Raw genomic sequence first — 17,743 nt, 5'->3', positions numbered from 1 at the left:
TGTGCTCCAAACCTTCTACGCTAAGAGGTAACTTGCTACCGTAGGTGGTGAGCTTTCTTGCAACGGAAGTTCAAGTGTCATGGAGCCAGAGGCATCAGTCGTTGGTGACTGGTGCCGCTTTGCCGCATAATGGCGGCGTTGACGCCTCTGGCGGACACGAACCGTTGTACAAACGTCTGAGAAGGAGATCAGCCATGCTCATCCTAACGCGCCGCGTAGGCGAGACACTGATGATAGGTGATGAGATCACCGTCACAGTGTTAGGTGTAAAAGGTAATCAAGTCAGAATTGGTGTTAACGCCCCCAAGGATGTCGCCGTACATCGTGAAGAGATTTACCAGCGAATCCAGCGCGAGCGCGATACTGAAAGCGAACCCGAATAAATGGCGCCTTATACCACGTCCACTAAAGGGCGTTTAAGCGCTAACCCAAAGCCGGCGCGAAAAAATTTCTGCTTAAGTCTGGACAAGCCTCAGTATTATCGGTAATATTCGCGCCGTGCCGTTGAGGAGAGGTGGCCGAGTGGCTGAAGGCGCTCCCCTGCTAAGGGAGTATAGGGTTTATAGCCCTATCGAGGGTTCGAATCCCTCTCTCTCCGCCAACCGCATAACCCGTAACATGATTGCTTGAAGAGCAGTTGCTTTAAGATAAGCGCCCGTAGCTCAGCTGGATAGAGTATCTGACTACGAATCAGAGGGTCGGAGGTTCGAATCCTCCCGGGCGCGCCATCTTGTAAGCCTTCAGTGCTTTTAGTTCAATGTCTGATCTAACAAGCCTTTCGTTGCCAAGTGATTGATGTTACACTGTTTTTCGTCGATTAACGACGATCAAGCGCCCGTAGCTCAGCTGGATAGAGTATCTGACTACGAATCAGAGGGTCGGAGGTTCGAATCCTCCCGGGCGCGCCAGATTCCAGGAAAACCCGCCTTTTCAAAGGCGGGTTTTCTGCGTTGGTGCCCTGAGTCAGTACGCGTAAGGCGGCTGCTTAGGCGCCGGATATCGAGTCGGTTCAAAAGGATGGAACCTGACGCAGGAGGGCGGCTCGCGCTCTCTGCGGTCGTTTAAAACGCCTGCCACTTTACGTGGTCAGGCGTTTTTTTTGGCCGGGCGCTTTTGGGTTAGGCGGGGGTGGTGGTGATGGGTTGTGGCGTCGCCGGGACGAGCTCGCGCAAGAGCGTGTCGAGGTCGGTCACCCGCTTTAAGCGCTGGAAGTGCTGATTGGCCTCATGGTTTGACTGGCGCATTTGGGCAAGCCACTGCTTGACCAGCGACACGACCACACGGTCCGGTAGCGCTTCGCGCTGGCGCCTGGCGTAGTCGGCAATGACCCCGGCGCGCATCGCCCAGGTTGTCTCGCCCAGGCGCTCGCCGGTGTCGAGCCAGTGGCGAATGCGCGGCGCAAGCCAGGGGTCCGCCAGGGCGCTGCGTCCCAGCATCACATCCTGGCAGCCCGAGAGTGTGCGCGCTTTCCAGTAATCCTCCAGCGTCCAGATATCGCCGTTGGCAACGACGGGGATGCCAAGGCGTGCGCGAATTTTGCCAATCCATTCCCAGTGGGCCGGTGGGCGATAGCCTTCGTCGCGGGTGCGCCCGTGTACGACCAGCCGCGAGGCCCCACCTGCCTCGGCGGCCTGGCCGCAGGCAACGGCCAGACGCCGGTCCGAAAAGCCCAGACGAATCTTCGCCGTCACCGGTATTTGCCCTTCGAGCGCCTGGTAGACCGCATCGACGGCCTGGTAGACGCGCTCGGGGCGGCGCAATAGCGAGGCACCGCCATCGTGGCGGTTGACCAGTTTGGCCGGGCAGCCAAAGTTCAGATCCACGCTTACTGCGCCCAAGGAAGCCGCCTGGCGCGCGTTTTCGGCCAGCGCCTCGGGGCTGGATCCCAAAAGCTGCAGATGGACCGGCACGCCGCTGGGCGTGGCCACGTGCTCGAGCTCGAGTTCGGGGCAGTGCTTGTAAAACACACGGGGAGGCAGGCGGGCATCCACCACGCGGACAAACTCGGTGACCGTCCAGTCGAAACCGGGCTGACGCGTCAGTAGATCGCGGGTGAGGGCGTCGATCACACCTTCCATCGGCGCCAGGCCGATCTCCCCCTTTTGTAGTAAATTAACAACCATGGCTTCCACTTTAGCGTCATTGCATTCTATTCTGAATGTGGCAGGTTAGAGGATTGTCCTCACTGCGCCAAGCGCCTTTAGAGGCGTTTGGTGTGCCACTCAATGACATGACCAGGCGGGGGAAGTATGCAAGAAGGAGAATTGCTCCAGGAAGGGCTGGCCCTAATGGCGATGGGGATGGGGTTCGTCTTTGTTTTTCTTACCATCCTGGTGATCAGCGTCACGCTGATGTCGGCGCTCATACGGCGCTTTCAGCCCGCCCCGCAAGCCGCCACCCAACCCGCCGGGCGCGCGGCCCCACCGGAGCCTGCGGGTCAGGATGACGAAACCCTGGCCGTTATCTCGGCTGCCGTGCATCGTTACCGCACATCAAGTACCCGGTAACGACAGGAAACCCTAGCGAACTTTACAAAAGCGCAGCGCTGTATTTTGTTAAGTTTACTAACACAACACCCTTTTTTGAGATATAGAGCATGAACGAGAACAAACGCCCTCTAGGGGTTACCGATGTCGTCCTTCGCGATGCCCACCAGTCGCTGTTCGCTACCCGCCTGCGCCTGGACGACATGCTCCCTATCGCCGAAAAACTCGACAACATCGGCTTCTGGTCGCTCGAAACCTGGGGTGGGGCGACGTTTGATTCGTGTATCCGCTACCTGGGGGAAGACCCCTGGGAGCGCATTCGCGCGCTGAAAGAGGCGATGCCCAACACGCCTCAGGCAATGCTGTTGCGCGGCCAGAACCTGCTGGGCTATCGCCACTACGCCGATGACGTGGTCGACAAATTCGTCGAGCGGGCCAAAACTAACGGCGTCGACGTGTTTCGCGTTTTCGATGCGATGAATGACCCGCGCAACCTGGAGCGCGCGATCAAGGCCGTGCGCCAGGTCGGCGGCCACGCCCAGGGTACCATCTCCTACACGGTGAGCCCGGTACACACTCTGGACAGTTGGGTCGAGCTTGCCAGCACCATCGCGGACATGGGTGCCGACTCGCTGGCGATCAAGGACATGGCCGGGCTTTTGACGCCCTATACTGCTTTTGATTTGGTCACGCGACTCAAAAAGAGGCTCTCGATCCCTGTGCATTTGCACTGCCACGCGACCACCGGGCTTTCGACGTCGACCATTTTGAAGGCGGTCGAAGCGGGCGTGGATAACGTCGACACCGCGATCTCGTCGATGTCGATGACTTATGGCCATAGTCCGACGGAGTCCGTGGTCGCCATGCTCAAGGATACCGACCGCGACACGGGCCTGGATCTGGAAGCGCTCGAGGATATCGCGGGCTATTTCCGTCAGGTGCGCAAAAAGTACGCGGCGTTCGAGGGCTCGCTCCGGGGGATCGACTCGCGGATTCTGGTCGCCCAGGTGCCCGGCGGTATGCTGACCAATATGGAAGGCCAGCTAAAAGAGCAGGGCGCCGGCGACAAGCTCGACGACGTGCTCAGCGAAATTCCGCGGGTGCGTGAAGATCTCGGTTTCATTCCGCTGGTCACCCCGACCTCGCAGATCGTGGGCACCCAGGCGGTGATGAACGTGATGATGGGGGAGCGCTACAAGTCGATCTCCAAAGAGGTGCAGGCGCTACTTAAAGGCGAGTACGGTGCTGCCCCCGCGCCGTTTAGCTCGGAGCTGCAAGAGCGCGTGTTGGACGGCGGTGAGCCGATCACCTGCCGTCCGGCGGACAACCTCGCCCCGGAGATGGAGCGCTTGGCCAGTGAGCTTGAAGAAAAAGCCCAGGCCGAGAACATCCGCTTGGCCGAAGGTGAGTCGCGTATCGACGACGTGTTGACCTATGCGCTGTTCCCGCAGATCGGCCTCAAGTTTTTGAAAAACCGCGACAACCCGGGCGTCTTCGAGCCCGCGCCCCAGGCCGACCCGCAAAGCGTGGCCGTAAGCGAAGAAAAAACCAAAGCGCCGGCCAAAGCCGCCCCCGCCCAAGGGCCCGAGACCTACACCGTCAAGCTCAACGGCAAGGCCTACGTGGTCGAGGTCGCCGAAGGTGGCGATATCAGCCAGGTCAGCGAAACGCCAGCCAGCGGCGCGCCAGCCGAGCAGCCTGCCAGCCAACCCGCCGCGCCCAGCGGCGAGGGGATCGATGCGCCGCTTGCGGGTAACATCTTCAAGGTCAACGTGAAGGTGGGCGACCAGGTCGCGGAAGGCGACGTGGTGGTGATTCTCGAAGCCATGAAGATGGAGACCGAAGTGCGCGCCCAAAGCGCCGGCACGGTGTCCAGTGTCAACGTGAGCGAGGGCGATAGCGTCGCCGTTGGTGACTCCCTGGTCGAGCTTTAAGGGCATACGGTAATGGATAAATTAATCACCCTATGGGAGGGCTCGGGGCTTTATAACCTCGCGCTCGGCCAGGCCGTCATGATCCTGGTGGCGCTGGTGCTGTTGTATCTCGCCATCTACAAGAAGTTCGAGCCGCTTTTGCTGGTGCCAATCGGCTTTGGCGGCATTTTGGCCAATATCCCCGAGGCGGGCCTTGCGATCTCTGCGCTCGACCAGGCGATCGAAGTAGCGCGCCCGGCGATTTTGCAGCAAATCGGTGCGGCACTTGGCGTGGCGCTCGACCCGGTTGCCGGGGCGGAGGCCTGGCGGGAAGCGCTCAAAGCGGTTGCGCATAACGCCGCGCCAGAGCAGATGCGTGCCGCCCGCGATATCGCCGTGGGGGCGGGTTACAGCAATGGCGTGCTGTATAATTTCTACAGCGTGGCCATTGGCTCGGGCATCGCGCCGCTGGTCATCTTCATGGGCGTGGGCGCAATGACCGATTTCGGCCCTTTGCTTGCCAACCCGCGCACGCTGTTTCTGGGCGCGGCGGCGCAATTCGGCATCTTCGCCACGCTCTTTGGGGCGGTTCTGCTCACCTCGATGGGGGTGATGGACTTCTCGCTCAATCAGGCGGCGGCGATCGGGATCATCGGCGGGGCGGACGGGCCGACCTCGATCTACGTCTCGAGTGTGCTGGCACCCGAATTATTGGGCGCGATTGCCGTGGCGGCCTACGCCTACATGGCGCTGGTACCGTTGATCCAGCCGCCGATCATGCGTCTTCTGACCACCGATAAAGAGCGCAAGATCACCATGACGCAGCTGCGCCCGGTGTCGAAACTCGAGAAGATCGTGTTTCCGCTCATGCTGTTGATTTTGGTGGCGCTGTTCCTGCCGGACGCCGCGCCGCTTTTGGGCATGTTCTGCTTTGGTAACCTGATGCGCGAGTGCGGCGTGGTCGAGCGCCTGGCGGATACCGCCCAGAACGCCTTGATCAATATCGTCACCATCGTGCTAGGGCTCTCGGTGGGCTCCAAGCTGATGGCCGAAAGCTTTCTGGCCTTCGAGACGCTGGGCATTCTGGGCCTTGGCATCGTGGCCTTCGGGATCGGCACCGCCGCGGGGGTATTGATGGCCAAGCTGATGAACCTGGTCAGCAAAATGCCGATCAACCCGCTGATTGGCGCCGCCGGGGTCTCCGCGGTGCCGATGGCGGCGCGGGTGGCCAACCGGGTGGGACTCGAGTCCAATCCGCACAACTTCCTCTTGATGCACGCCATGGGGCCGAACGTGGCCGGCGTGATCGGCTCGGCGGTGGCCGCCGGGGTGATGATCAAGTATTTGGGGTAGGCGCTGTTAGTAATCAAAACGCCCCGCATGAGCGGGGCGTTTTGGTTTGTCGGTGTCTGAAATTTCCACGGTCTCGAGTAGCCCGTAGCGAGGGTCTTTCGCCAGGGATGGCGAAAGTAGCGTACAAGGAGGTATTTACAGCGCCCTCGCGTAGGGCTGCTCGAGACCAGCCCACCTGCTGGCCCATTCAGCTTTAACGCTTTTGAATATCCAGCGTGCTTTTAAGCCGGTTCTCAAGCGTCGTGAAGTCCGCGGCCTCGTCTTTGGGCCAGGCCACGGTGAGCGTGACGCCCTGGCCGTCGTAGTCGGCGGCGGCAATCGGCGCGCGCTGCTCTTCGAAATAGGCGCGGGCCAGGGCCTCCTGGGCGAAAGCGACTTTCAAAAGGTAGTGTTCACGCTCGACGATTTCCCGGGTGGGTAGGGTTTCGAGCGCCTTGTTTACGGCCTGGGCGTAGGCGCGGGCGAGCCCGCCGGTGCCGAGCTTTGTGCCGCCAAAGTAGCGGATCACCACGCAACCGACCTCGCCCAGAGCACTTCCCTGAAGCGCCTGGTACATCGGCCGGCCTGCGGTGCCGCCGGGTTCGCCGTCATCAGAGAAACCAATCGCGGTTTGCTCACCCGGCGGGCCGGCAATGAAGGCAGTGCAGTGGTGACTGGCACCAGGGTGGGCAGCGCGGGCGGCTTTTAGAAGCGCTTCGAACGCATCCGGCGTCGGGGCGTGGCAAAGCCAGGTGATGAACTGGCTTTTTTCGACGACGATCTCGGCCTCGAAGTGCGTGTCCGGGGAAAGGTTCGGGGCTCGGTAGCGCAAACGGGGCTCCTGAAGGCGATTAGTGGCGCTTCTCGGCAGCGGCGGGGCTTTTGCCCATTACCATGCCCAGCACCTGGATATCGCCATTATGCAGGAAAACCGCCGGCATCGCCTGGTCCTCGGGGCACAGATGCACGCCAAGCCTGTTGATCGAGAGCTCCTTGAGCACCACTTCGTGCTGGTTGATGGTGGCCGTGGCGGTTTCCCGGTGCGGGCCGCGCTGGTGGCGGTGGATCACGATCACGTCGCCGTCGAACAGGTTGTACTGCTGCATGCGATTGCCGCGAACGCGCAGCGCATAGGTGTTGCGCCGGGTCACGTCGCGCTCGGTGCTGGCGGCGCGGGGCGTAGCGTACTCTCTGGTGCTCGGGGCTTTGGGGCGCAGAGCGTTCGAGGTCTCAAGCGGTCGTGATGCGATCATTTGTTTCTCTCCAGCAATCGCCCGCTCCCTGGGCGTGAACAAGTGAAAAGCGACGCGGGTGCATGTCTTTTCATACAGTGGTTGGAGTATAAACCTGTTTTTGCATACAGTGCTAGCCCTGTATGAACACTTCTGTGTCGTATCGCGCTCTCTTTTTTGGCAAAGCCCCGTGGCTGTGGGCTTTAGTAAAGAGGTGTGATGCCCGGGGCGGCGCTACGCTGGCGCAAAAATGCCTTTTTGTGTAGAGTGCGCGCGATATCCACGCCTTGGGAGACCGCTTTGAGCCTGCGCCTTCAAGCCCGAAAGCTTGCCTGCGAGCGCGATGACCGCTTTCTATTCAAGGGGCTCGATGTCGAGATCAACGCAGGTGAGCTTCTGCGTGTCGAAGGCCCCAACGGCAGCGGCAAAACCACGCTTTTAAAGATACTGGCGGGCCAGCTCAACGATTACGAGGGCGGGCTCTATTTCAACGGAAAGCCCTTGGCCAAATGCCGCGATGATTTTCTCGCCAATCTGGTGTATCTGGGCCACGCGCCGGGCGTCAAAGCGGGGCTGACGCCGTTGGAAAACCTTGCCTGGTACCAGGCGTTGGATGGCGGGCCGGTAAGCGAGGCGGCCTGCGAGCGCGCGCTGGGAGACATCGGCCTGGCCGGATTCGAAGACGTGCCGGTGGGGCAGCTGTCCGCAGGCCAAGGGCGGCGCGTAGCGCTTGCCCGACTGAATCTGACACCCCGGGCGCTTTGGATACTCGATGAGCCGTTCACCGCGATCGACCGGGAAGGGGTAAAGGCGCTGGAGCAAACACTTTGGGCCCACGCGGACGAAGGCGGCAGCGTGGTGATCACGACCCACCACGCCCTGGGGGAACAGACCCGGGTGCGGCGTATGACGCTTGGCGAGAGGGTGGACAGTGACGCCGGCTGATCAAAAGACGTTACTTCGAACCGCCCCCGGCGGCGCTTTTCGGGCGTTCAAGGCGACGCTTACGCGGGATCTCACTCTGGCCTTTCGCCGTCGCGGCGAGGCGCTCAATCCACTGGTGTTTTACGCGCTGGTGATCACGCTGTTCCCAATCGGTATTTCGCCGGACCCCGCGCTTTTATCGGTGATAGCCCCCGGGCTTTTGTGGGTAGCGGCGCTGTTGGCGGCGTTACTCTCGCTTGATACGCTTTTTCGCAGCGATTTCGAGGATGGCAGCCTCGAGCAACTGCTGATTGCCCCGCAGCCGCTACTGGCGCAGGTGGTGGCCAAGGTGGCCGTACACTGGCTTTTAACGGGGCTGCCGCTTGCACTCATGGCGCCGGTGCTGGGCGCGATGCTGGCACTTCCGGCGGGAAGCTATGCGGTGCTGGCGCTTTCACTACTGCTGGGCAGCGCTACGTTGAGCCTTGTGGGCGCGATTGGCGCCGCGCTAACGGTGGGCCTGGCACGGGGCGGCGTGCTGACCTCGCTTTTGATTCTGCCGCTTTATATTCCGGTGCTGGTGTTTGGGGCAGGCGCGGTGCAGACCGCCATTGCGCTCGAAAGCGCCGCGCCACAGCTTGCCATGTTAGGGGCGCTGCTGGCGGTGGCGCTTTTACTGGCGCCGTCGGCGATTGCCGCCTCGCTTCGTATCAGTATCAACGGCTAAGGATGCGCGCCATGTGGGCTTTCATTCATAAGTTTGGTTCACCCAAGTGGTTTTATAGCTTGAGCACCCGGCTCGAGCCCTGGTGCTGGGCGCTGGCCGCCGCCTGCCTGATGGTCGGGGCCGTATGGGGGTTGGCGGTGGCGCCAGCGGACTACCAGCAGGGCGAGAGCTTTCGCATCATTTACGTTCACGTGCCCGCTGCGCTGCTGGCCCAGTCGGTGTTCGTTTCCATGGCGCTGGCAAGCCTGGTGTTCATGGTGTGGAAGATCAAAGTGGCCGACATGGCCGCCAAGGTGATGGCACCGTTCGGCGCGGCCATGACGTTTACGGCGCTTTTTTCCGGCGCGGTGTGGGGCGTGCCTACCTGGGGGACCTGGTGGGAGTGGGACGCGCGGCTGACCTCGATGCTGATTCTGCTTTTTTTGTACCTGGGCGTGATCGCCCTGCGCGGTGCGTTCAATCGCCGGGATAGCGGCGCCCGGGCCGCGGCGCTCCTCGCCATGGTCGGAGTGATCAATATCCCGATCATCAAGTACTCGGTCGAGTGGTGGTACACCCTGCACCAGTCCGCCACCTTTACGTTGACCTCGCGCCCGGCGATGCCGGCGGCCATGTGGCTGCCGCTGCTCGTCATGCTGGTCGGGTTTTATAGCTTTTTCGCCGCGATTACGCTTGCGCGCACGCGCAGCGAAATTCTGCGCCGGGAAGGCGACAAGCGCTGGGTTCGCGCGCTCCTAAGCGGAGATACATGATGGCGTTCACCTCGCTGACGGAATTTTTCGCGATGGGCGGCCACGGCGTTTACGTTTGGTCGGCCTGGGGCGTCACTACCTTGCTGCTATTACTGTGCCTTTTGCAGGCGCGCCTGGAGCGCCGCGGGCTGGTCAAAGCGGTGAGGCGTCGCGCCCGCCGCGAGCGGGCCCGCGCGCAAAACGGCCCACGCTCTTCTTCACACCCAGGGGGTAATGATGACGCCTAAACGCAAGCAGCGGCTTTTCGCGCTCATTGGCGTGGTGGCGCTGGCGGGCGTGGCCGTGGGGCTGACCCTCTTTGCGCTGCGCGCCAACATCAATTTGTTCTTCAGTCCGGTGCAAATCGCCCAGGGCCAAGCGCCACTGGAGCGCCAGATCCGCGCCGGCGGGCTGGTCAAGGCGGGTTCCGTCGCACGCGACCCGCAAAGTCTGGACGTCGCCTTCGTGGTCACCGACTACGTGGACGAGGTGAGCGTTTACTACAGCGGTATCCTCCCGGATTTGTTTCGCGAAGGCCAGGGCGTGGTGGTGGTCGGCGAGTTGCAGTCCGACGGACGCCTGAGAGCGGACAAGGTGCTGGCGCGTCACGACGAAAACTACATGCCGCCAGAGGTCGCCCAGGCGCTTGAGGAGGCGGGCTACTCACCGGCGGACTATCAGCAAAAGGCCGAACGGGTCGTCAAACAGTTGGAAGGGCCGGGCCGCCCTCAAACGGACGGGAATTAACGTATGTGGGTAAAGATGATTCCCGAAGTGGGCCATTTCGCGCTGATTCTGGCGCTGATGCTGGCGCTGGTTCAGGCCACGCTGCCACTGGCGGGCACGCTAACCCGCCGCCCGCTCTGGATGGCCTATGGTGGCCCCATGGCGGCGGGGCAGTTTCTGTTCGTGGGTCTTGCCTACGTCTGCCTGAGTGCAAGCTACCTGCTCGACGACTTCAGCGTGGCCAACGTGGCCAACAACTCCAACTCGATGCTGCCCTGGTACTACAAGGCCAGCGCCGTTTGGGGTAATCACGAAGGCTCGGTGCTGCTTTGGAGCTTGATGCTGGCCGGCTGGGGCTTTGCCGCTTCCCACTTTTCGAAGCCGCTGCCCCGGGATATGGCCGCCCGGGTGCAGAGCGTGATGGGCATGATCAGCGTCGGCTTTTTGGCCTTTATCCTGCTCACCTCCAACCCTTTCGAGCGGCTGTTGCTCAATATGCCAAGCGACGGCGCCGATCTGAACCCGCTCTTGCAGGATTTCGGCCTGGTGATCCACCCGCCCATGCTCTACATGGGCTACGTCGGCTTTTCGGTGGTCTTCGCCTTCGCCATCGCCGCGCTGATCGGCGGGCGGCTGGACGCGGCCTGGACCCGTTGGGCACGGCCCTGGGCGAATATCGCCTGGGCGTTTTTGACGGTCGGCATTGCGCTGGGCAGCTGGTGGGCTTACTACGAGCTTGGCTGGGGCGGCTGGTGGTTCTGGGACCCGGTCGAGAACGCCTCGCTTTTGCCCTGGCTGACCGGCACCGCGCTTTTGCACTCCCTGGCCGTGACCGAAAAGCGGGGATCGTTCAAAAGCTGGACGGTGCTTTTGGCCATCACCACTTTTTCGCTCTCGCTGATGGGCACGTTTTTGGTGCGCTCCGGCGTGCTGACCTCGGTGCACGCCTTCGCCAACGACCCGGCCCGCGGATTTTTCATCCTGGTGCTTCTGAGCGTGACGGTGACGCTGTCGCTTTTACTGTTTGCGCTGCGCGCCCCGCGGGTCAGCCACCAGGTCGGCTTTGGCTGGCTATCCCGGGATTCGCTGTTGCTGGTCAACAATTTGCTGCTGGTGATCATGACCGTCACCGTGCTGCTCGGGACCGTTTACCCCTTGATTCTCGACTCGCTGAATTTGGGTAAAATCAGCGTGGGCCCGCCGTATTTCAACGCGCTGTTCGTGCCGCTGACCGTTTTGCTGTGTCTGTTCATGGGCCTTGGCCCGCTGGCGCGCTGGAAGCACATGGGCGCGGGGGAGCTCAAGGCAAAGCTTTGGCTGTCGGGGCTGGCCGCACTGGTCATCAGCGCGGTGGCGCCGCTTTTGTACGCGGGCGAGTGGAATCTGTGGGTGAGCTTGGGGCTTTTGGCCGCGCTCTGGATCGTGCTGCCGCTGGCCCGGGATGTCTTCGATACCTGCCGCCGGGCAAGTTCGGTCACCCGCGGGCTTGGCAAACTCTCGCTTGCCTACTGGGGCATGGTGCTGGGCCACGTCGGCATGGCGGTCACGATCATCGGCGTCACGGTGGTCTCGAACTACAACATCGAGCGTAACGTGCGCATGGCGCCGGATACCACGGTCGAGGTGGCGGGTTATCAGTTCACCATGCAGGAACTGATCAGCCGGCGCGGGGCGAATTTTCTGGCCGATACCGCGGTGATCGAGGTGCGCAAGGGGGACGACGGCCGGGCGTTCAAGATGCAACCGGAGAAGCGCCTTTACCTGGCCACCCGCATGCCGATGACCCAGGTCGCGCTGCGCCCGGGGCTCTTTCGCGACCTTTACGTGGCGATGGGCGAGGACCTGGAGGACGGCAGCTACGCCATGCGCATTCAGTACAAGCCCTTCGTACGTTGGCTTTGGCTGGGGGCGCTGTTAATGGCGGCGGGGGCGGTGCTGGCGGTGATCGACAAACGCTATCGGCGCTCTAAAGCGCGCCCCCGCGCCCTCGAAACCCCTGTGGAGGCGCTATCATGAGACGCTGGCTGTTGCTGCTGTTACCGCTTGGTTTTGTCGGCATTGCGCTTTTCTTCTACCAGGGCCTTTCCCGCGACCCCTCCCAGCGCGACTCGGCGCTGATGGCCCGGGCGTTCCCCGCGTTTGAAGCGAGCACGCTGCGCGACCCAGAATTCCAGGTGGATGAATCGCTTTTGCGCGGCAAGCTCACGCTGGTCAACGTCTGGGGGGAGTGGTGTCCGGCCTGTAAACAGGAGATGCCGCAGCTCTTGACGCTCGCCGAGCATGGCATTCGCATGGTCGGCGTGAACTACCGCGACACCCGGGAAAAGGGTGGGCAGTTTTTGAGCGAGTACGGCGACCCTTTCGAGGTTAACATTTTCGACCCGGAGGGCCGTTTGGGATTCGACCTTGGCGTTTATGGTGCCCCGGAAACCTTTCTGGTCGATCGCGACGGCGTGATCCGTTATCACCACAAGGGCTACATCGGCCCCGACGATGTCGATGCGCGCATTCTACCGGAGGTCGAGAAATGGCGTTGAGGTCTCTTTTCGTTCTAATGCTGTTACTGGTGAGCCCTTTAGTGCTGGCCGCTATCGAGGTGCGCGAGTTCGACGACCCGGTGCTCGCGCAGCGTTATGCCGACCTGACCGCCTCCATGCGCTGCCCACTGTGCGAAAACCAGGCGATCGACGACTCCAACGCGCCGATTGCCGCGGACATGCGCCAGCGCGTGTTCGAGCTTCTCCACCAGGGCCAGTCGGACAGCGAAATCGTCAACCATATGGTGGCCCGCTTCGGCGAGTACATTCTTTATAACCCGCGTCTGGAAAACCGCACCTATTTGCTTTGGGGCGTGCCCATTGCGCTGGTGCTGCTGGCGATGGTGATTCTGGCGTTGATCGTGCGCGCCCGGCGCCAGGCCTCGAGCCAGGCGCTGAGCGCGGCGGAGCGCGAACGCCTGGACACCTTGATCAACCGCGAGAGGTCACCATGACGCCGCTTTGGATTGCGATTGCGCTCGCCGCACTCCCCGCGCTTTGGCTGCTACTCGCCCCGCTTTGGCGAGCCCAGGCGCTCCATGAGGCCCAGCGCCGCTTCGAGGAAGCCGACGGCGCCAACCAGCAGAACGTGGCCATTTTCAAACGCCGCCTCGCCTCGCTCGAAAATGCGCAGGCGAATGGCGACATCGACCAGGCGCGCTTTGACGAGGCCAAACTCGAGCTCGAGCGCAGCCTGCTCGACGACACCGCTGCTACGCCCCGGCGCGCGCTCAAGGGCCCGGGGGCGGGGCGCTTGGCCATTCCCATGGTGGTGGTAGCGGCACTGGCGGCGGGGGTTTTTATCTACCAACAAAACGGCGCCGAGGGCGATCTTGCCCTCTACGCGCTGCAACAGTCGGTGGAAAACGACCCCAACCCCTCCATGGAGCGCTATCTCGAGCGTTTGAAGGGCGAAGCCGAACGCCAGCCTGAAAATGCCAACGTGTGGGGCATGCTGTTTAGCTTTTACCGCCAAAGCGGCGAGCTCGAAAAAGCGGATGAGGCGCTTACCCGGCTCATCGAGGTCGACGGACGCGCCCCGGCGCTTTTGGGCGAGCTCGCCGAGCTTCGCTTTTTCATGGCCGGGCGCAGGCTCACCCCAAATGTTCGGGCGCTGGCCGACGAAGCCCTGGAAGTCGACCCGCGCCAGCCCAAGGTGCTGAGCCTTCTCGGCGTTCACGCCTTCGACGAAGGCGACTACGCGCTCGCTATCGACCGCTGGCGCCGGGCGTTGGCGAGTCTGGAGGACAGCGCCACGGTGGAGGCGCTTCGTGAGGGGATTCGCACGGCAAACGCCCGGCTGGAGGACGCGGATAGCGCTAACGTTTCGACCGACGGTGTGTTTGAATAGCCCGCTCGATTTTTATCTGCTTTATAAAGAGCCGCAATGCGCTTAACGTCCATACGCCTTACCGGGTTCAAGTCCTTCGTCGACCCCATTACGGTGCCCTTCGATGGCAACATGACCGCGATCGTCGGGCCCAACGGCTGCGGCAAATCCAATATCATCGATGCGGTGCGCTGGGTGATGGGCGAGTCCTCGGCCAAGACGCTGCGCGGCGAGTCGATGGCGGACGTTATCTTCAACGGCTCCACCGGGCGCAAGCCGGTCGGTCAGGCGGCGATCGAATTAAAATTCGATAACCGCGACGGTGGCATGGGCGGCGCCTACGCCCAGTACGCGGAAATCGTTGTCAAGCGTTTGGTTACCCGGGACGGCCAGTCCAACTACTTTTTCAACGGCCAAAAGTGTCGCCGCCGGGATATCGCGGATCTCTTCATGGGCACCGGCCTTGGCCCGCGCTCCTACGCGCTGATCGGCCAGGGTATGATCTCGCGGCTGATCGAGGCGCGCCCGGACGACCTGCGCGCGACCCTGGAAGAAGCGGCGGGGATCTCCAAATACAAGGAGCGCCGTCGCGAGACCGAAAACCGCATGCGCCGCACCCAGGAGAACCTGGAGCGCCTCGACGATATCCGCGAAGAGCTCGACAAGCAGCTCGAACGCTTGAAGCGCCAGGCCGAGTCCGCCAAGCGCTACCAGACCTTGAAAGCCCAGGAGTACCAGCTCAAGGGCGAGCTTGCGCTGATTCGCGGCCGCGCCTTGCGCGCTGAGCAGACCCGTCAGGAGAGCCGGGTGCGCGAGCTCGAAATCAGCGTCGAAAAAGACGTTTTCGGCGTGCGCGCCTGCGAAACCCGCCTCGAGCAGGCCCGCGCTCAGCACGATGAGCTCTCTGAGGTACTCGAGCGTCATCAGCAGCAGTTTTTCGAAACCACTACGCGCATTGCGCGCCTCGAGCAGGATCAGGCCCACCGCAAGAGCCGCGAAAGCCAGCTGGCAAACGACATCGACACCGCCCGGCGCGACCTTGACGAGCAGCGCCGGGTCAGTGAAGGCGACCAGACCCGTTTGGCCGAGATCGAGGCGCGCTGGGAGATATTACTGCCCGAGCTCGAAGCTCAACAGGAGCAGCTCGAAGTGCTCGAAGAGACGCTGGCGCAGGCCGCCCCGGCGCTCGAGGCCGCCGAGCAGCGTTTTGCCGATATCGATGCGCGCTGGCGCGACGTCAGCCGCGACGCCGAGCGCTGCCAGGACCAGATCGTCGATCTGGAACAGCGTATCAAGCGCCAGCAGGCCGAACGAGCCCGCCGCGAGCAGCAGCGCGGTGAGCTCGACGACACCGCTTCGCTGCAAAAAGAACATGCCCAGAGCCTGGCCGAGCTGCAGGAGGCCGAGCGTCGCGCCGAACACTTTCAAACCGAACGCGAACAGCGCCAGGCCCGCTACAGCGAGGCGCGTACCGCCCATCAGAGTGCTCTGAGCGTGCGCGAAGAAAAGCGCGGCGAGCTCAGCCAGTGCCAGGGCGAGCTCGCCTCGCTCAAGGCGTTGATCGACGCAGCGCTTGCCGACCACGACCCGGATCTACACACCCACCTCGAAGCCCTGGGGCTCGAAAACGCCCCGCGCCTCGGCGAGACGCTCAGCGCCTCGCCTGGTTGGGAGCCGGTGGTGTCCTGGCTGCTCGCGCCCTGGCTCAATGCCCGCATGGTCAGTGGCGCTACGCTCAAGGCGCTGCCCGAGGCGCTGGCCACCGACTGGTGTTTGATTCAAAGCGAGGCGAGCGCCGCGGCGAGCGACGCCCGGCTCGACTGCCTGGTCAGCGGCGCCGGAGCGCTGGGGGAGTGGCTGTCGCGCATTCACTTTGTCGAGAGCGACGACCAGGCCCAGGCACAAGTGGCGCACCTCGCCCCTGGCGAGAGCGTGGTTAGCCGTTCGGGCCTTTGGTGCGGGCGCGGCTGGCTGCATCAAAAGGCCAGCGGTGAAGGCGTCGATGCGCTGTTGATGACCCGGCGACGCTTTGACGAGCTAAGCCAGCAGCGCGAGGCCGTCGAGCAGGCGCTGGCGGAACTCGACGAGCGTTGCGAGACGCTGGCTCGAACGCTTGAATCGCTCGAGAGCGAGCGCGAGCAGCGTGGCGAAGAGGAGCGCGAGCACGGCAGCCTTCGCCAGCAACTGGCGGTGAAGGAGCAGCGCCTGGCCCAGCGTCTGGAGCACCTGCAGGGCCGCGCCGCGGAGATCGACGAGGAGCTTGCCACGCTAAGAGAGGACGAGGAGAGCCTTGCCTTGACCCTCGAGGAGCAGCGCGAGCGCTGGGGTGAAGCGATGACGCGCCTGGAGGAGGCGGCCACCGCCCGGGAAGAGAGCGTCGAGCAGCGTACCCGCGCCCGCGAAGAGTCTGATCGCCTGACCCGGGAGCAAGCGCCGCTCAAGGCGAGCCAGCAGGCGCTGGCGTTGGAGCGCGAGCGGCTCAACACCGAGCGCGATAGCCTGCGCGCCCAGCAGAGCCGATCGAGCGAAAGCGAAGAGCGCTTGAAGCTACGCATCGAAGAGCTCGAAGAGGCGCGTGAAACGCTTTTGGAGCCCGATGAGTTGGCCGCCGAAGAGCTCGAGGAGCTTCTCCACGAGCGCGAACAGCGCCAGGCACGGCTGAGCGAAACCCGAGAGCAAGCCCAGGTGATCTCCGAGCAGCTCAAAAACGACGAGCTCGCTCGGCAAAATCACGAGCGCACCCTCGAGCAAAGCCGGGAGCAGCTGCAAACCCTGCGTATGGAGGTTCAAGCGCTGGCGCTCAAGGCCACCACCCAGGATGAGGCACTGGCCGAGCTTGGACACGACGCCGAGGCGCTGGCCGCCGGGCTTGCCGATGATGCCGAGGAGTCGCGCTGGCAGTCGCTGTTGGAAGGCACGACGGAGAAGATACGCCGTCTTGGCGCGATCAACCTCGCCGCGATCGAGGAGTACGACCAGCAGGCCGAGCGGCGCGACTATTTAGAGGCGCAGCATGCTGAGCTTACCGAGGCGCTGGAAACCCTGGAGCGGGCGATCAAGCGTATCGATCAGGAGACACGGGTGCGTTTTCGCGAAACCTTCGATCAGGTCAACGCCGGGCTGCAGGCGCTTTTCCCGCGGGTATTCGGCGGCGGCGCGGCGTGGCTAACGCTGACCGGCGACGACCTGCTGGAAACCGGCGTGGCCATCATGGCGCGCCCGCCGGGTAAAAAGAACAGCACCATTCACCTGCTTTCCGGGGGGGAGAAGGCGCTAACGGCGCTGTCGCTGGTGTTTGCGATCTTCCAGCTCAACCCGGCGCCGTTTTGTATGCTCGACGAAGTCGACGCGCCGCTGGACGACGCCAACGTCGGCCGCTACGCAAAGCTCGTCAAGGAGATGTCCGAGAGCGTGCAGTTTATCTACATCACCCACAACAAGATCGCCATGGAGGCCGCCGAACGCCTGATGGGCGTGACCATGCAGGAGCCTGGCGTTTCGCGGCTTGTGTCCGTGGGTATCGAAGAGGCCACCGCGCTAGTCGACTGACCCGTTAATACGAGATCGACCGTTGCCGGCTATTACGCTTTGTTCATGATTTTAGCCCGGCGATGATAAGTGCTCTATTCATCCCCGGGTTCGAATAAGTGTTAGCCAAGCGTGGAATGGGCGCTCTTTTGTCAGCAGTCCGGCGCAAAAGGGGCTACAACGCTTGCCGGTGATCGATTAATCGCCGCCTCTTGCTATTCGTTTCAGCGCGACACTTCATAAGCAGCTGACCGGTGGGTTTTGAGCCGGCCAAGTT

At 62.6% G+C, this 17,743-nt stretch carries 17 protein-coding genes and 3 tRNA genes; 17 read left to right on the top strand and 3 right to left on the bottom strand.

Going from position 1 to position 17,743, the window contains the following annotated elements:
* The first annotated feature begins 194 nt into the window (after positions 1-194).
* The 4 genes from csrA to ACWHRL_RS13465 all read left to right on the top strand — a co-directional run bounded on the left by csrA (position 195) and on the right by ACWHRL_RS13465 (position 908).
* Positions 195-383: a carbon storage regulator CsrA gene (gene csrA / locus ACWHRL_RS13480; RefSeq protein WP_252106858.1), complete on the top strand. Its 189-nt coding sequence runs from the start codon at positions 195-197 to the stop codon at positions 381-383.
* Between the two features lie 125 nt (positions 384-508).
* Positions 509-601: transfer RNA gene (locus ACWHRL_RS13475), tRNA-Ser, on the top strand.
* A 50-nt stretch (positions 602-651) separates the two neighbouring features.
* Positions 652-728 (top strand) — tRNA-Arg (locus ACWHRL_RS13470).
* Between the two features lie 103 nt (positions 729-831).
* Positions 832-908, top strand: a tRNA-Arg gene (locus ACWHRL_RS13465).
* Positions 909-1,118: 210 nt separating this feature from the next.
* Here ACWHRL_RS13465 and ACWHRL_RS13460 read toward each other — a convergent pair.
* Complete coding sequence (locus ACWHRL_RS13460; RefSeq protein WP_447894061.1) at positions 1,119-2,123, bottom strand: tRNA dihydrouridine synthase; 1,005 nt, start codon at positions 2,121-2,123, stop codon at positions 1,119-1,121.
* Positions 2,124-2,249: 126 nt separating this feature from the next.
* Here ACWHRL_RS13460 and ACWHRL_RS13455 point away from each other — a divergent pair, with 126 nt between their 5' ends.
* From ACWHRL_RS13455 to ACWHRL_RS13445, 3 genes are all read left to right on the top strand, one after another.
* Positions 2,250-2,507 (top strand): OadG family protein, encoded by a 258-nt coding sequence (locus ACWHRL_RS13455; protein WP_447894060.1) that lies wholly within the window; start codon positions 2,250-2,252, stop codon positions 2,505-2,507.
* 89 nt (positions 2,508-2,596) lie between these two features.
* Entirely contained in the window at positions 2,597-4,420 is a 1,824-nt protein-coding gene (gene oadA / locus ACWHRL_RS13450) for a sodium-extruding oxaloacetate decarboxylase subunit alpha (protein WP_447894059.1), read from the top strand.
* A gap of 12 nt (positions 4,421-4,432) precedes the next feature.
* Positions 4,433-5,752, top strand: a complete 1,320-nt coding sequence (locus ACWHRL_RS13445) for a sodium ion-translocating decarboxylase subunit beta (RefSeq protein ID WP_447529637.1) — start codon at positions 4,433-4,435, stop codon at positions 5,750-5,752.
* Positions 5,753-5,945: 193 nt separating this feature from the next.
* On the opposite strand, the gene ACWHRL_RS13440 is transcribed toward ACWHRL_RS13445, so the two are convergent.
* A complete protein-coding gene (locus ACWHRL_RS13440) occupies positions 5,946-6,563 on the bottom strand; it encodes an IMPACT family protein (RefSeq protein ID WP_447894058.1) in 618 nt (205 codons plus the stop codon).
* Between the two features lie 19 nt (positions 6,564-6,582).
* Positions 6,583-6,984, bottom strand: coding sequence for a LexA family protein (locus ACWHRL_RS13435; protein ID WP_447894057.1), 402 nt, complete (start codon positions 6,982-6,984; stop codon positions 6,583-6,585).
* 279 nt (positions 6,985-7,263) lie between these two features.
* Here ACWHRL_RS13435 and ccmA point away from each other — a divergent pair, with 279 nt between their 5' ends.
* The 10 genes from ccmA to smc are packed head-to-tail and all read left to right on the top strand — an operon-like array spanning position 7,264 to position 17,487.
* Positions 7,264-7,908, top strand: coding sequence for a cytochrome c biogenesis heme-transporting ATPase CcmA (gene ccmA / locus ACWHRL_RS13430; protein ID WP_447894056.1), 645 nt, complete (start codon positions 7,264-7,266; stop codon positions 7,906-7,908).
* Positions 7,895-8,614, top strand: coding sequence for a heme exporter protein CcmB (gene ccmB / locus ACWHRL_RS13425; protein ID WP_447894055.1), 720 nt, complete (start codon positions 7,895-7,897; stop codon positions 8,612-8,614). Before ccmA ends, ccmB begins: the two co-directional genes overlap by 14 nt.
* An 11-nt stretch (positions 8,615-8,625) precedes the next feature.
* A complete protein-coding gene (locus ACWHRL_RS13420) occupies positions 8,626-9,366 on the top strand; it encodes a heme ABC transporter permease (protein WP_447894054.1) in 741 nt (246 codons plus the stop codon).
* Entirely contained in the window at positions 9,363-9,593 is a 231-nt protein-coding gene (gene ccmD, locus ACWHRL_RS13415; RefSeq protein ID WP_447894053.1) for a heme exporter protein CcmD, read from the top strand. The genes ACWHRL_RS13420 and ccmD overlap by 4 nt, the downstream gene beginning before the upstream one ends.
* Positions 9,583-10,092: a cytochrome c maturation protein CcmE gene (ccmE, locus tag ACWHRL_RS13410; protein WP_447894052.1), complete on the top strand. Its 510-nt coding sequence runs from the start codon at positions 9,583-9,585 to the stop codon at positions 10,090-10,092. The genes ccmD and ccmE overlap by 11 nt, the downstream gene beginning before the upstream one ends.
* Positions 10,093-10,095: 3 nt before the next feature.
* The gene (locus ACWHRL_RS13405; RefSeq protein ID WP_447894051.1) at positions 10,096-12,087 is read left to right on the top strand and encodes a heme lyase CcmF/NrfE family subunit; all 1,992 of its coding nucleotides are present in this window, start codon (positions 10,096-10,098) and stop codon (positions 12,085-12,087) included.
* Positions 12,081-12,608 (top strand): DsbE family thiol:disulfide interchange protein, encoded by a 528-nt coding sequence (locus ACWHRL_RS13400; protein ID WP_447896180.1) that lies wholly within the window; start codon positions 12,081-12,083, stop codon positions 12,606-12,608. Before ACWHRL_RS13405 ends, ACWHRL_RS13400 begins: the two co-directional genes overlap by 7 nt.
* Complete coding sequence (locus tag ACWHRL_RS13395) at positions 12,599-13,063, top strand: cytochrome c-type biogenesis protein (protein ID WP_447529629.1); 465 nt, start codon at positions 12,599-12,601, stop codon at positions 13,061-13,063. Before ACWHRL_RS13400 ends, ACWHRL_RS13395 begins: the two co-directional genes overlap by 10 nt.
* Positions 13,060-13,959 (top strand): c-type cytochrome biogenesis protein CcmI, encoded by a 900-nt coding sequence (gene ccmI / locus ACWHRL_RS13390; RefSeq protein ID WP_447894050.1) that lies wholly within the window; start codon positions 13,060-13,062, stop codon positions 13,957-13,959. The genes ACWHRL_RS13395 and ccmI overlap by 4 nt, the downstream gene beginning before the upstream one ends.
* 36 nt (positions 13,960-13,995) lie before the next feature.
* Positions 13,996-17,487 carry a chromosome segregation protein SMC gene (gene smc / locus ACWHRL_RS13385; RefSeq protein ID WP_447894049.1) on the top strand — a complete coding sequence of 1,164 codons (3,492 nt, stop codon included), beginning with the start codon at positions 13,996-13,998 and terminating at the stop codon, positions 17,485-17,487.
* Positions 17,488-17,743 lie beyond the last annotated feature (256 nt).

This window comes from Vreelandella sp. GE22 (assembly GCF_968212445.1).
Note: the sequence above shows the minus strand (reverse complement) of the source record. Positions and strands in the feature narration are given on the sequence as shown.

Excerpts from the sequence above, each read along its gene's own strand:
- csrA (WP_252106858.1), top strand. The coding sequence starts at position 195 with ATGCTCATCCTAACGCGCCGCGTAGGCGAGACACTGATGATAGGTGAT.
- ACWHRL_RS13460 (WP_447894061.1), bottom strand. The coding sequence starts at position 2,123 with ATGGTTGTTAATTTACTACAAAAGGGGGAGATCGGCCTGGCGCCGATG.
- ACWHRL_RS13455 (WP_447894060.1), top strand. The coding sequence starts at position 2,250 with ATGCAAGAAGGAGAATTGCTCCAGGAAGGGCTGGCCCTAATGGCGATG.
- oadA (WP_447894059.1), top strand. The coding sequence starts at position 2,597 with ATGAACGAGAACAAACGCCCTCTAGGGGTTACCGATGTCGTCCTTCGC.
- ACWHRL_RS13445 (WP_447529637.1), top strand. The coding sequence starts at position 4,433 with ATGGATAAATTAATCACCCTATGGGAGGGCTCGGGGCTTTATAACCTC.
- ACWHRL_RS13435 (WP_447894057.1), bottom strand. The coding sequence starts at position 6,984 with ATGATCGCATCACGACCGCTTGAGACCTCGAACGCTCTGCGCCCCAAA.
- ACWHRL_RS13420 (WP_447894054.1), top strand. The coding sequence starts at position 8,626 with ATGTGGGCTTTCATTCATAAGTTTGGTTCACCCAAGTGGTTTTATAGC.
- ccmD (WP_447894053.1), top strand. The coding sequence starts at position 9,363 with ATGATGGCGTTCACCTCGCTGACGGAATTTTTCGCGATGGGCGGCCAC.
- ccmE (WP_447894052.1), top strand. The coding sequence starts at position 9,583 with ATGACGCCTAAACGCAAGCAGCGGCTTTTCGCGCTCATTGGCGTGGTG.
- ACWHRL_RS13405 (WP_447894051.1), top strand. The coding sequence starts at position 10,096 with ATGTGGGTAAAGATGATTCCCGAAGTGGGCCATTTCGCGCTGATTCTG.
- ACWHRL_RS13395 (WP_447529629.1), top strand. The coding sequence starts at position 12,599 with ATGGCGTTGAGGTCTCTTTTCGTTCTAATGCTGTTACTGGTGAGCCCT.
- ccmI (WP_447894050.1), top strand. The coding sequence starts at position 13,060 with ATGACGCCGCTTTGGATTGCGATTGCGCTCGCCGCACTCCCCGCGCTT.
- smc (WP_447894049.1), top strand. The coding sequence starts at position 13,996 with ATGCGCTTAACGTCCATACGCCTTACCGGGTTCAAGTCCTTCGTCGAC.